This window comes from Streptomyces sp. NBC_00016 (assembly GCF_045040885.1).
Taxonomy (GTDB): domain Bacteria; phylum Actinomycetota; class Actinomycetes; order Streptomycetales; family Streptomycetaceae; genus Streptomyces; species Streptomyces coriariae.
On record NZ_CP108304.1, the window covers coordinates 7,473,270 to 7,485,446 of the forward strand.

The following is a 12,177-nucleotide window of genomic DNA, read 5'->3' on the forward strand; positions in this document are numbered from 1 at the left end:
CACAACTTCATATCTCCGTTGGGATCCAGAAGAAGAGAGCCGACCACATGAAGAGCAGCATCCGCAGAAGCAGGCGCGCCGCCCTGGCCGTCGCCCTGGGCTCCGTGCTCGCGCTGACCGCAACCGCCTGCGGCGACGACGGCAGCGGCGGCGCGGGGGACAAGGGAGGCGAGGGCTCCGGCAAGGGGGAGATCACCTTCTGGGACAACAACGGCGGTGTGCGTACCGACGTCTGGAAGGAGATCATCGCCGACTTCGAGAAGGCGAACCCCGACATCAAGGTCAACTACGTCGGTGTGCCGGCCGACAGCGTCCAGTCCAAGTACGACACCGCCATCCAGGGCGGCGGTCTGCCCGACGTCGGCGGTGTGGGCACCGCGATGCTCGCCGAGGTCGCCGCGCAGGGCGCCCTCGAACCGCTGGACAGCCGGATCTCCAAGAGCGCGCTGAACGGCAAGCTCAACGAGAAGTTCCTGGACGGCGTCAAGGCGGCCGGGATCGACGGCAAGACGTACTCGGTGCCGACCTCCGCGAACAACGGCACCCTCTGGTACCGGACCGATCTCTTCCAGCGGGCCGGTCTCGACGCGCCGACCACCTGGACGAAGTTCTACGCGGCCGCCGACAAGCTCACGAACAAGGACAAGAACGCGTTCGGGTACACCATCCGCGGTGGCGCGGGGTCCATCGCCCAGGCGCTGGACGCCACCTACGGGCAGAGCGGCATCACCGAGTTCTGGAACGGCGAGAAGACCACGGTCAACGACCCGAAGAACGTGGCCGCGCTGGAGAAGTACGTCGGCCTGTTCAAGAAGAACACCCCGTCCGCCGACGTCAACAACGACTTCACCAAGATGGTCGCCCAGTGGGACTCCGGGACCATCGGCATGCTGAGCCACAACCTGGGCTCCTACGGGGACCACGAGAAGGCGCTGGCCGGCAAGTTCAAGGGCATCCCGGCGCCCACGCAGGACGACGGCACCCGGGTGCAGGTGTCCAACCCGGTCGACGGGCTCGGGCTGTTCAAGGCGAGCAAGAACAAGACCGCCGCCTGGAAGTTCATCGAGTTCGCCGCGTCGCACGCGTCCAACAGCAAGTGGAACGAGACGGCGGGTCAGGTGCCGGCGAACAACGAGGCCGCGCAGGACAGCTGGGTGCAGGCGTCGGAGCCGACGAAACTGGCCGCCGAGGCGCTGGCGGGCACCACCACCAAGATCGTGCAGCTGCCGTACTACCTGCCCGACTGGAACACCATCTCCAAGGCGGACAACGAGCCGAACTTCCAGAAGGTGCTGCTCGGGAAGCTGAGCCCGAAGGACTTCCTGGACACGCTGGCCGAGCAGTTGAACACGGCGCAGGCCGACTGGAAGAAGAACCACGCGTAACTGGGGCGGTTGCGTCCGTGGGGAACTGCGGGCCCGTTGTGGCTGGTCGCGCAGTTCCCCGCGCCCCTGAAGACATTCACTCGCCCCTGTTGAGAGGTGCACCTCGTGTCCCTTACCCGCAGACAGGTCACTTCGGCGGCGCTCGCCGCTGTACCGCTCGGCGCGGTGGCGGCCGGGCCGGCCCGGGCCGGGGCCCGCCGGCCCCGCACGCTCTTCGTCGCCGGTGATTCCACCGCCGCCCAGAAGTACTCCGACGCCGCTCCCGAGACCGGGTGGGCAATGGCGCTCCCCTTCTTCCTGCACAAGGACCGGCCCGTCGCCAACCACGCGGTCAACGGCCGCAGTTCGAAGAGCTTCATCGACGAGGGCAGGCTCGACGCCGTCCTCGCCGCGATCCGGCCGGGGGACCTGCTCCTCGTCCAGTTCGCGCACAACGACGAGAAGACCACCGATCCGACCCGCTACACCGAGCCCTGGACCACCTATCAGGACTACCTGCGGATGTACGTGGACGGCGCCCGTGCGAAGGGCGCCCGGCCGGTGTTCGCCACGCCCGTCGAGCGCCGCAGGTTCGACGCCGAGGGGAACGCCGTGCCGACGCACGGCGAGTACCCGGCCGCCATGCGCGCGCTCGCCGAGGCGGAGCGGGTGGCACTGCTCGACGTCCAGGCGCTGTCGCTCGCGCTGTGGCAGCGACTCGGCGTCGAGGAGACGAAGACGTACTTCAACTGGACCGCGACCGAGCAGGACAACACGCACTTCAATCCACCGGGCGCGATCGCCGTCGCGCGGCTCGTCGTGGGGGAGTTGCTGCGGACGCGGGTGCTCGGGCCGCGTGACGTGGTCCGGCTGCACGACGAGATCCCCACGTCCTGGATCACCTGGCCCGCACCGCTCGCGTAGGACCCGCCGCACCCGCTACCGCTCGCGCAGGACCCGCACGCCTTTCGCCACAAGAGGAGAACCGTACAGTGCGTACACAGATATGTCATGGACGTGTCATAGCTGCCCTGGTGGGCTGCACCGCGCTGGTGCTGTCCGTCACCGGCACGGCGTCCGCCCAGGCCGACGCCCACTCCCGCTCCTCGTCCCGCGACCTCGGCCGGCAGGTGCTGGGCACGAACGACGGCTGGGCCGCCCACGGGACGGGGACCACGGGCGGGTCGGCCGCCGACGCCGCCCATGTGTACACCGTCACCACCTGGGCCGAGTTCAAGGCCGCCCTCGCCGCCGGCGGCAGCGCGCCGAAGATCATCAAGGTGAAGGGCGTCATCGACGCCGTCGCCGAGGGCTGTGACGCCTTCGCCGCGCCCGGCTACGACTTCGACGCCTACCTCGCCAAGTACGCGCCCGAGACCTGGGGCCTCGACACCGACCTGAGTGCCGAGCCCGCCGACAGTCCGGAGGGGCTGCGGCGCACCTCCGCCGCCGCCCAGGACACGGCCATCAAGGCGAACATCCCGGCCAACACCACCATCGTCGGCATCGGGAAGAACGCCGGCTTCAAGGGCGTCAGCCTTCAGATCAAGGCCGTCGACAACGTGATCATCCGGAACCTGGCCTTCGAGTCGCCCATCGACTGCTTCCCGCAGTGGGACCCGACCGACGGCGCCAACGGCAACTGGAACTCCGAGTACGACACGGCCGTCGTCTACGGCTCGACGCACGTGTGGCTGGACCACAACACGTTCACCGACGGATCGCACCCGGACAGTGCCGCGCCGACCTACTTCGGCATGCTGTACCAGCAGCACGACGGCGAGCTGGACATCGTCCGGGGCGCCGACTACGTCACCGCCTCCTGGAACGTCTTCACCGACCACGACAAGACGATCCTCATCGGCAACAGCGACAGCGAGTCGACGGCCGTCGGCGACCGGGGGCACCTGAAGGTGACCTTCCACCACAACCAGTTCTCCAACCTGGTCGAACGCGCTCCCCGGGTCCGCTTCGGGCAGGTCGACTCCTACAACAACCACTTCGTCGCCGACGACGCCTTCGCCTACAGCTTCGGCATCGGCAAGGAGTCCCAACTCGTCGCCCAGCACAACGCGTTCACACTGCCGGCGGGCGTCAGCGCGGCCAAGGTGCTGAAGCGGTGGAACGTGGCGCCGCTCACCGCCGACGACAACTACGTCAACGGCAGGCTCACGGATCTGATCGCCGTGCACAACGCGGAGATCCCGGCCGAGGTCCTGGAGTCCGGCGCGGGCTGGACGCCGGCCCTGCGCACCGAGGTCGACCCGGCGAAGGCCGTCCCCCGGATCGTCGACTGCGGCGCGGGCGCCGGGCGCCTGGGCTGACCCCTCCTACGAAGGCCGGGGCGCGCGGCGCCCGTCGCCGCCCCGGCCCCCTCAGCAGAGCCGCACTGCCAAGGAGCACCCGCATGTCCTCGCCCCGACACCCCCACGACCCCCGACTCCCGCTCTCCAGAAGAGGATTCCTGACGGCGACCGCCGGTACGGTCGCCGCCCTCGGCCTCGCCGCCGCACCCGCGCGGGCCGCCACCGCGCGCCGCGGCCCCTTCGGCCGCCACGGCTCGCCGGCCGATCGGCTCACCCCGCGGACCCTGTACGTCGACCCGCTGGGCCGGGGCGACTTCACCGGCGTCCGGGACGCCGTCGCCGCCACCACCGGCAGCGGCTGGACCCTGGTCCTCGCCCCCGGCACCTACCGGGAGACCGTCGCCCTGGACGCCACCCGCACCGAGGCCACCTGGATCGGCGCCTCCGAGGACCCCCGTGACGTCGTCATCGCCTACGACAACGCGGCCGGCACCGCCAAGCCCGGCGGCGGCACCTACGGCACCACCGGGTCGGCCACCACCACCGTGCAGGCCGACGGCTTCACCGCCCGCTGGATCACCTTCGCCAACGACTGGCTGCGCGCCGACCACCCCGACATCACCGGCACCCAGGCCGTCGCCATCAAGGTCCAGGGCGACCGCTCCGCCTTCCACCACTGCCGCTTCCTCGGCCACCAGGACACCCTGTACGCCGACTCCCTCGCCCTCACCGCCTTCGCCCGGCAGTACTACGCGCACTGCTACGTCGAGGGAGACGTCGACTTCGTCTTCGGCCGGGCGACGGCCGTCTACGAGCACTGCCACTTCCGCACCCTGAACCGCACCGACCTGGCCGCGGCCCCCTACGGCTTCGTCTTCGCCCCCTCGACGGCGGGCGCCAACCCGCTCGGCTACCTGGTCGTCCGGGGCCGGATCAGCAGCGAGGCGCCCGACGCCTTCTACAAGCTGGCCCGCCCCTGGGTCCCCAGCTCCGACACCACCGCCCGCCCGAGCCTCACCGTCCGCGACACCCGTCTGGACGCCGGGATCGACGCCGTCGCGCCCTACACCAACATGTCGGCCTCCTTCCCCTGGCAGAGCCAGCGGTTCGCCGAGTACCGCAACACCGGGCCGGGAGCGCGGATCACCGTCCCCGAGAACCGCCCCCAACTCACCCCGGAACAGGCGCGATCGGCGACCCGCGGGGCCTACCTGGGCGACTGGGAGCCCTGGAAGGGGGCGTGCTGAGATGCTGCGCCGACGCACCCTCCTCGCGGGCATCACGGGCGCTGCCCTGATCACCGCGACCCCGGCCCACGCCCGGTCCCGCCGTGTCCTGCACGTCCGCCCCGGCGACTCCCTCCAGTCCGCCGTGGACGCCGTCGACGGCCCCGGCGCGACGATCGTCGTGCACCCGGGTACGTACCGGGAAGTCGTGAACGTGCCGGCGGATAAAGGTGAGTTGACGATCCGCGGCGCCTCCCGCGACCCGCGCGCCGCCGTCCTCGTGTACGACAACGCCAACGGGACCGCCAAGCCCGACGGGTCCGGAACCTACGGCACCGCGGGCTCCGCCACCTTCACCTCCGCCGCGCCCGGTCTCACCGTCCGCGACCTCACCCTCGCCAACGACTGGCTGCGCGCCGACCACCCGGAGATCACCGGCACCCAGGCGGTGGCCGCCTACGTCACCGGCGACCGCACGCACTTCGACCACGTGCGCCTGCTGGCCCACCAGGACACCCTGTTCGCCGACACCACCGCGCTGGACGCCTTCGACCGGCAGTACTTCCACCGCTGCTACATCGAGGGGGACGTCGACTTCGTCTTCGGGCGGGGCCGGGCCGTCTTCGACGCCTGCCATTTCCACACCCTCCAGCGGGACGTGACCTTCACCCCCAAGGGCATGGTCTTCGCCCCCGCCACCGCCCGGGCCAACCCCTACGGCTTCCTCGCGCTGCGCGGCAGGATCACCTCCGGCGCCGAGGACGCGGCGTACAAGATCGCCCGCCCCTGGGTGCCCTCGTACGAGACGACCGCCTGGCCCTCGCTGGTCGTGCGGGACACCTGGATCGGCCCCGGTGTCGACGCGGTCGCCCCGTACACCAACATGCGCGACGCCTATCCCTGGCAGACCATGCGCTTTCGCGAACACGCCAACGCCGGCCCCGGCGCGGCCGTCCCGGTGCCGGAGAACCGGCCGCAGCTGACCACCGAGGAGGCGGCCACCCACACCCGGCGGACCTATCTCGGGGACTGGAGGCCGTATGGCCGCCCCTGACCCGGAGGTGGGGCGGCGGGCGTTCATGGCCGGCACCGGAGCCGCGCTCCTGACCGGGGCCGTCGCCCCCGCCGACGCGCGGGCGGCCGCCGTGGAGGGACCGGCGGCCGCCGTGGACGGGCCGACGGCCGTCGTGGACGGGCCGCTGCCGGACTTCCACCCCGCGCTCAAAGCCGAGCTGACCTTCCCCCTGGCCTGGGGAAAGTCCCCGATCCGCGACTTCCGCGCCTGGCGCCGGGCCGCCCGCGCCAAGGTCGAGGAGCTGCTCGTCGTCGGATCACAGGACCGGACCCCGTACGCCCCCGAGTTCACCGACCGGCACCGACAGGACGGCTACACGAGCGAGTTGGTGAACCTCTCCCTCACCCGTCACGAACGCGTCCGTGCCGCGCTCCTCACCCCGGACGGACCCGGCCCCTTCCCGGCCGTACTGCTCCTGCACGACCACGGGGCGAAGTTCGACATCGGGAAGGAGAAACTGGTCCGGCCCTGGTACGACGACACCCGGCTCGGCTCCGCGCAGGGCTGGTCGGAGCGCTGCTTCAGCGGGCGGTTCGTCGGCGACGAGCTGGCCCGGCGGGGGTATGTCGTGCTGTGCGCGGACGCCCTCGGCTGGGGCGACCGCGGGCCCCTCGCCTACGACCAGCAGCAGGCCCTCGCCTCCAACTTCTTCAACCTCGGCTCCTCGCTCGCCGGGCTCATGGCCCGCGAGGACGCAAGGGCCGCCGGATTCCTGGCCGGCCTCGACCGGGTCGACCGGGGCCGGGTCGCGGCCGTCGGGTTCTCCATGGGCGCCTTCCGCGCCTGGCAGGCGGCCGCGCTCAGCGACGACCTCGCCGCCGCGGCGGCCGTCTGCTGGATGACCGGCCTGAAGGAAATGATGGTGCCCGGCAACAACACCCTGCGCGGGCAGTCCTCGTACTACATGCTCCACCCCGGGCTTCCCCGGTTCCTCGACTTCCCCGACGTGGCGAGCATCGCCGCACCCAAGCCGATGCTGTTCTTCGACGGCGGGCTCGACCCGTTGTTCCCCGCCGACGGCGTCCGCGCGGCGCACGACCGGCTGCGCGCCGTCTGGCACTCCCGTCACGCCGAGGAGCGGTTGCACCTGAAGAGCTGGCCCGACCTAGGCCATGTCTTCGTCGACCGCATGCAGGACGAGGTCTTCAGCTGGCTCGACACCGTCCTGTGAACCGCTCCCTCGCCCCATCCCCCTGAACGACGGAAAGGACCCGCACTCCATGTCTCGTCGTACCGCTCTCACGGCCGTCGCCGCCCTCACCCTGGGCGCCGGACTCGCCGTCCTCCCCACCCAGGCGCAGGCCGCCACCGTGGTGGTCAGCAACTCCACCGACCTGTCCAACGCCATCATGAACGCCACCGTCGGCACGGTCATCCAGGTCCGCGCCGGCACCTACTACCCGACGGCCACCCTCCAGTCCACGGCCAACGGCACCTCCTCGTCGCCCGTCACCCTCACGGCGTACGGCTCGGAGACCGTGAAGATCGACGGCTCGTCGCTGCCCGACGGCGACTGGATCTTCAAGCTGACCGCCGACTACTGGAACGTCTCCAACATCACCTTCCAGAACTCCCCGGACAGCGCGGTCGTCTGCCAGTCCTGCACCGGCACCAACTGGAACAACATCAAGACCATCAACGGCGGCGACTCCGGCTTCACCCTCACCGGAGACGGCACGGTCAACAACACCGTCAGGAACATCGACTCCTACGGCCACTACGACGCCGCGGGCCACGGCGAGAACGCCGACGGTGTCGCCGTGAAGTACGGCTCCGGCACCGGCAACCTCATCACCGGAGCCCGCCTCTACAACAACTCGGACGACGGCATCGACTTCTGGTCCTTCTCCTCGCCCGTCACCATCGAGCACACCTGGTCCTTCGGCAACGGCGTCAACCGCTGGTCCGACGCGGCCTTCGCGGGCGACGGCAACGGCTACAAGCTGGGTGGGGACGGCGAGGTGGTCGCGCACGTCGTCAACAACTCGGCCGCCTGGGGCAACGCCGGAAACGGTTTCACCGAGAACTCCAACAAGGGTGCCATCGTCATCAACCGCACCACCGCCTACGCCAACAGCAAGTGGGGCTACTACTTCGCCACCGGCGCCGCCAAGCTCGGCAAGAACCTGGCGGTCGGCAACGGCGGTGGCGCGGTCAGCAAGAGCTCGTCGGTCACCTCGGCCGGCAACAACTGGGACTCCGGCATCTCCACGCCGGCCTTCAGGTCCACCGACGCGAGCTCCACGTACAACGCGCGCAGCTCGAGCGGCACCCTGCCCACGACCACGTTCCTGACGACGGGTTCGACGACCGTCGGAGCGACCATGGACTGACCTGCCGGGCACCGACCGGGCCGTCCGGGCGCCCGATCCGATCGTCCGCCTCGATCGCTTGACCCGTTTTTTGCCCGTGAACGGGTATCGATCGGGCAACGGGTCTCGCGCTCGGACGTGTGACGCGCGTAGAAAACGTGTCATGCATAAGCCACTGCGCATCGCGGCCGTCGCCGCTGCCTGCGCCGTCGCCGGCGCCGCCCTGTACGGCGCCGGCGCGGCCACGGCCGGCCAGTCCACGGCCAACTCCACCCACGAGCCCTACAACATCGGGCTCCTGGTGAAGGACCTCGACACCTACTACGGCACCGCGCCGGACGCGAACGGCGTCTACCAGGCGTCGCCGACCAGCCCGTACGCCAAGGACCTCGCGAGCATCGACAAGGCCGCGAAGAAGTACATCGACCAGGCCGCCCGCAAGGCGGTCAGGAAGGGCGAGAAGCCCGCGGTCGTCTTCGACATCGACGACACGCTGCTGCTCAGCCTCGACTACGAGAAGCGGTACAACTACACGTACAGCTCCGCCACTTGGGCGGCGTACGTGAACAAGGCGGACCGCCCGGCGGTGTTCGGCAGTCCCGAACTCGTGCAGTACGCCGAGAAGAAGGGCGTCGAGGTCTTCTACAACTCGGGCCTCGCCGAGGCGCAGCGCTCCGCCGCCGTGGAGAACCTGAAGAAGGTGGGCGCCGACATCAACCTCGACGCCGACCACATGTTCCTCAAGAACGCGGCCACCCCGCCGTCGTACCTGAGCGGCTGCGCCACCCCGGGCGCCTGGACCTGCACGACCGTCCAGTACAAGTCCGGCACCCGCAAGCACATCGAGCGCGACCTCGGCTACGAGATCATCGCGAACTTCGGCGACCAGTACTCCGACCTCGAAGGCGGCTACGCCGACCGGACGTACAAGCTGCCGAACCCGACGTACTACGTGAGCTGACGCAACTCTTTCGATCCCTTTCGGTGGCGCGGCAACCTGTTGTGGCCACGGTGACGACTGAGGAGCGGAAACGGGCCGGGGCGGCCCCTCCGGCCCGTTTCCGCTCTCACTCGCTCACCGAAAGGAACGCCCCGTGCGCATGAGCACCGGACGCCACCGCAGGACCCGCACCCTCTCGATCGCCGCCGCGGTGGCGGTCTCCGCGGGGGCGGGCGGCGTCTACCTCGGCCTGTCCGACGGCGGTGCCGAAGCCGCCTCGTCGACGGTCACCGTCTCCACCACCACCCAGCTGGAGACGGCCGTGCGCAACGCGGTGGCCGGCACCGTCATCCAGGTCCGCGGCGGCACGTACTACCCGACGGCCACCCTCAAGTCGACGGCCAGCGGCACGAGTTCGGCCCGGATCACGCTCCAGGCGTACGGCACCGAGAAGGTGAGGATCGACGGTTCCAAGCTGCCCGCCGGCTCCTGGCTCGCCGGGATCTACGGCAGCTACTGGACCGTGCAGAACCTCACCTTCCAGTCCTCCCCGGCCCAGGGCTTCGTCGTCACCTCGTCGACCGGCGGCGTCTTCAGGAACCTGGTCACCGGCAACAACGGCGACTCCGGCTTCACCCTGCGCGGCGACAACACGGTGAACAACCTCGTGCAGAACCTCGACAGTTTCGGCAACTACGACGCCGCCGGGCACGGCCAGAACGCGGACGGCATCGCCGTCAAGTTCGGCTCCGGTACGGGCAACAGGATCACCGGCGCCCGGCTGTACAACAACTCCGACGACGGCCTCGACCTGTGGCAGTTCTCCACGGCGGTCACCGTCGAGCACTCGTGGGCCTTCGGCAACGGCAGGAACCGGTGGAGCGACGCCGCGTTCGAGGGCAACGGCAACGGGTTCAAGCTGGGCGGCGGGGGCGTGGCCGTCGCGCATGCCGTCAACAACAACGCGGCCTGGGACAACACGCTGAACGGGTTCACCGAGAACTCCAACACCGGGGCGATCGCGCTGAACCGCAACACCGCCTACGCCAACACCGAGGCGGGCTTCTACTTCGCCACCGGCAAGGCCAGGCTCGCCCGGAATCTCGCGGTGGGCAACAAGGGCGGGCCGGACAAGCGGGGTTCGTCGGCCGTCTCCGCGGCGAACAGCTGGGACAGCGGGGTGTCCACGCCGGCGTTCATCTCGACGGACGCGACGACGGCGTACGGCGCCCGGAAGACGGACGGCTCGCTGCCCGCGACGACCTTCCTGACCACGAACTCGACCACCGTCGGATCGACGATGAACTAGGGCAGGCCGTGGGCCGGGCCCTGGGGGTCAGGAGTCGCCTTCGTCGTCCTCGGAGGAGGCGAAGTCGCCGCCCACGGAGCCCTGTTGCCGCTCCGACCGGCCGGTGACCGCGTAGGTGTCGTCCTTGGCGTCGCGGCCGCCGCGGTCGTGGTCGTACTGCCCGGCGAACACCCACTCGCCCTTGGCGACCGTACGGCCCTCCTTGAGCACCCAGGTGTAGACCAGGAAGCCGTCCCGCTCATCCACCGAGAACGTGAAGTCGTCCTCGGGCAGGGAGCGCCAGGCGCCCGCCGACGAGACCCCGCCGGTCTGCGCGACCTTCAACTGCACGGTCAGTCCGGTGAGCGCCTCGGACGTCTTGATCGTGATGTTGCTCTGCGCCCAGAAGTCGTTGCTGTGCGGGTCGACCGAACCGTCCGACCAGAGCGGGCCGTCCTCGTCGTCGGTCGTCGTCGGCAGCAGCGTGGCCGCCGCGGGCGCGGAGGGTTTCGCCGCGGAGCTCTGCGACGGGGAGGCGCTCGGCTTCGCCGGGTCCTTCGCGCCGCCGCCGGAGCTCGGTGTGGCCTTCGGCGAGGCCGGCGGGCGGCTCGTCGCGTCCGGGGACTCCACCGGCGGCGGGGAGACGGAGACCGTCTGCTGCGCCGGGGTGTCGTCCTTCACGGCGGACGCCACCGCGTAGCCGCCGACCGCGAGCATGCCCGCGACCGCCGCCGTGGCGCCCACGATCCGGGCCCAGCCCCACAGGACCGGGCGGCTCGCCCGGTGATCGGACCGTTCCTGTCCCTGCCCCTGTCCCGCCATGCCCCGCTCGACGCGGGCCAGGATGTGCGCCCGGTCGGGTTCGTGTGCCTCGGCCGCCTCGTGCAGCCGGGCGCGCAGATCGTCGTGCACGTCCCGCTGCATCGTCATCGGTCCCTTCCTGAGGCCGAGGCCTCACCGGTGCGCACCATGGCAGGCATCGTGAGCGGAGCTCCCCTGGCACCGAGCAGTTTCTGGAGCTCGGCCATTCCCTTCGAGGTCTGGCTCTTCACCGTACCGACCGAGACCCCCAGGGCGAGCGCCGTGTCCTTCTCCGACAGGTCGAAGGCGTGCCGCAGCACCACACAGGCCCGTTTGCGGAACGGAAGTCTACGCAGCGCCGACTGGACGTCCACCACGCCCGCGATGTCGGGATTCTCCGTCTTCTCCTCGCGCTGCGACCAGAACAGCGCGATCCTGCGGCGCTCCCGGACGGCGCTGCGGATGCGGGTGCGGGCGAGGTTGGCGACGACGCCGCGGGCGTACGCCACCGGATGGTCGGCCGCGCGCACCCGGTCCCAGCGGTTCCACAGCGCGAGCAGCGCGTCCGCCGCGAGATCGTCGGCGGCGTCCGCCTCACCGGTCAGCAGGTGGGCGAGACGGGACAGTTCGGCGTAGTGGCGATCGAAGAAGGCATGGAATTCCACGGAGGCGGCGTCGTCGACGACTGTGCCCACGGGTGACCTCTTCTCGGAACGACTGGTATGCCTGTGTGTGTCATGTGAATGACATGCGGATGCCCCGAGGAGGTGGCCGGGGCGAGATCGGGAAGCGTAGCAGTGATCGACTACTCGACTTGGTACGGGGGTTCGAACGTCAGGTGGCAGGCCGAACGACTCCGGAGTCC

Annotated in this window: 11 protein-coding genes; 9 read left to right on the forward strand and 2 right to left on the reverse strand. The window is 70.2% G+C overall.

All coding sequences use genetic code 11. From position 1 onward, the window contains the following. Nucleotides 1-47: 47 nt before the first annotated feature. The 9 genes from OG933_RS33010 to OG933_RS33050 all read left to right on the forward strand — a co-directional run bounded on the left by OG933_RS33010 (nucleotide 48) and on the right by OG933_RS33050 (nucleotide 10,532). Complete coding sequence (locus OG933_RS33010; protein WP_405630490.1) at nucleotides 48-1,385, forward strand: ABC transporter substrate-binding protein; 1,338 nt, start codon at nucleotides 48-50, stop codon at nucleotides 1,383-1,385. A 105-nt stretch (nucleotides 1,386-1,490) separates the two neighbouring features. Next, nucleotides 1,491-2,288 carry a rhamnogalacturonan acetylesterase gene (locus tag OG933_RS33015; protein WP_362520706.1) on the forward strand — a complete coding sequence of 266 codons (798 nt, stop codon included), beginning with the start codon at nucleotides 1,491-1,493 and terminating at the stop codon, nucleotides 2,286-2,288. A 68-nt stretch (nucleotides 2,289-2,356) separates the two neighbouring features. Continuing rightward, nucleotides 2,357-3,688, forward strand: coding sequence for a polysaccharide lyase family 1 protein (locus tag OG933_RS33020; protein ID WP_405630494.1), 1,332 nt, complete (start codon nucleotides 2,357-2,359; stop codon nucleotides 3,686-3,688). A gap of 83 nt (nucleotides 3,689-3,771) precedes the next feature. Beyond that, on the forward strand, nucleotides 3,772-4,917 hold the full coding sequence (locus OG933_RS33025; protein ID WP_405630496.1) for a pectinesterase family protein: 1,146 nt from the start codon (nucleotides 3,772-3,774) through the stop codon (nucleotides 4,915-4,917). A gap of 4 nt (nucleotides 4,918-4,921) precedes the next feature. Then, complete coding sequence (locus OG933_RS33030) at nucleotides 4,922-5,950, forward strand: pectinesterase family protein (RefSeq protein ID WP_405633582.1); 1,029 nt, start codon at nucleotides 4,922-4,924, stop codon at nucleotides 5,948-5,950. Beyond that, the gene (locus OG933_RS33035; RefSeq protein ID WP_405630498.1) at nucleotides 5,937-7,142 is read left to right on the forward strand and encodes a dienelactone hydrolase family protein; all 1,206 of its coding nucleotides are present in this window, start codon (nucleotides 5,937-5,939) and stop codon (nucleotides 7,140-7,142) included. The genes OG933_RS33030 and OG933_RS33035 overlap by 14 nt, the downstream gene beginning before the upstream one ends. A 49-nt stretch (nucleotides 7,143-7,191) precedes the next feature. Then, complete coding sequence (locus OG933_RS33040; RefSeq protein ID WP_405630501.1) at nucleotides 7,192-8,304, forward strand: right-handed parallel beta-helix repeat-containing protein; 1,113 nt, start codon at nucleotides 7,192-7,194, stop codon at nucleotides 8,302-8,304. 142 nt (nucleotides 8,305-8,446) lie between these two features. Continuing rightward, entirely contained in the window at nucleotides 8,447-9,244 is a 798-nt protein-coding gene (locus OG933_RS33045; RefSeq protein WP_362520722.1) for an HAD family acid phosphatase, read from the forward strand. Between the two features lie 133 nt (nucleotides 9,245-9,377). Continuing rightward, a complete protein-coding gene (locus tag OG933_RS33050; RefSeq protein WP_362520725.1) occupies nucleotides 9,378-10,532 on the forward strand; it encodes a right-handed parallel beta-helix repeat-containing protein in 1,155 nt (384 codons plus the stop codon). 27 nt (nucleotides 10,533-10,559) lie between these two features. On the opposite strand, the gene OG933_RS33055 is transcribed toward OG933_RS33050, so the two are convergent. Then, nucleotides 10,560-11,441 (reverse strand): hypothetical protein, encoded by an 882-nt coding sequence (locus OG933_RS33055; protein ID WP_405630505.1) that lies wholly within the window; start codon nucleotides 11,439-11,441, stop codon nucleotides 10,560-10,562. Next, the gene (locus OG933_RS33060; protein ID WP_362520731.1) at nucleotides 11,438-12,007 is read right to left on the reverse strand and encodes a SigE family RNA polymerase sigma factor; all 570 of its coding nucleotides are present in this window, start codon (nucleotides 12,005-12,007) and stop codon (nucleotides 11,438-11,440) included. Before OG933_RS33060 ends, OG933_RS33055 begins: the two co-directional genes overlap by 4 nt. Nucleotides 12,008-12,177: the final 170 nt, after the last annotated feature.

Bases quoted from the DNA above. Each gene is read 5' to 3' on its own strand.
- OG933_RS33010 (WP_405630490.1), top strand. From the start codon at position 48: ATGAAGAGCAGCATCCGCAGAAGCAGGCGCGCCGCCCTGGCCGTCGCC.
- OG933_RS33025 (WP_405630496.1), top strand. From the start codon at position 3,772: ATGTCCTCGCCCCGACACCCCCACGACCCCCGACTCCCGCTCTCCAGA.
- OG933_RS33035 (WP_405630498.1), top strand. From the start codon at position 5,937: ATGGCCGCCCCTGACCCGGAGGTGGGGCGGCGGGCGTTCATGGCCGGC.
- OG933_RS33040 (WP_405630501.1), top strand. From the start codon at position 7,192: ATGTCTCGTCGTACCGCTCTCACGGCCGTCGCCGCCCTCACCCTGGGC.
- OG933_RS33045 (WP_362520722.1), top strand. From the start codon at position 8,447: ATGCATAAGCCACTGCGCATCGCGGCCGTCGCCGCTGCCTGCGCCGTC.
- OG933_RS33055 (WP_405630505.1), bottom strand. From the start codon at position 11,441: ATGACGATGCAGCGGGACGTGCACGACGATCTGCGCGCCCGGCTGCAC.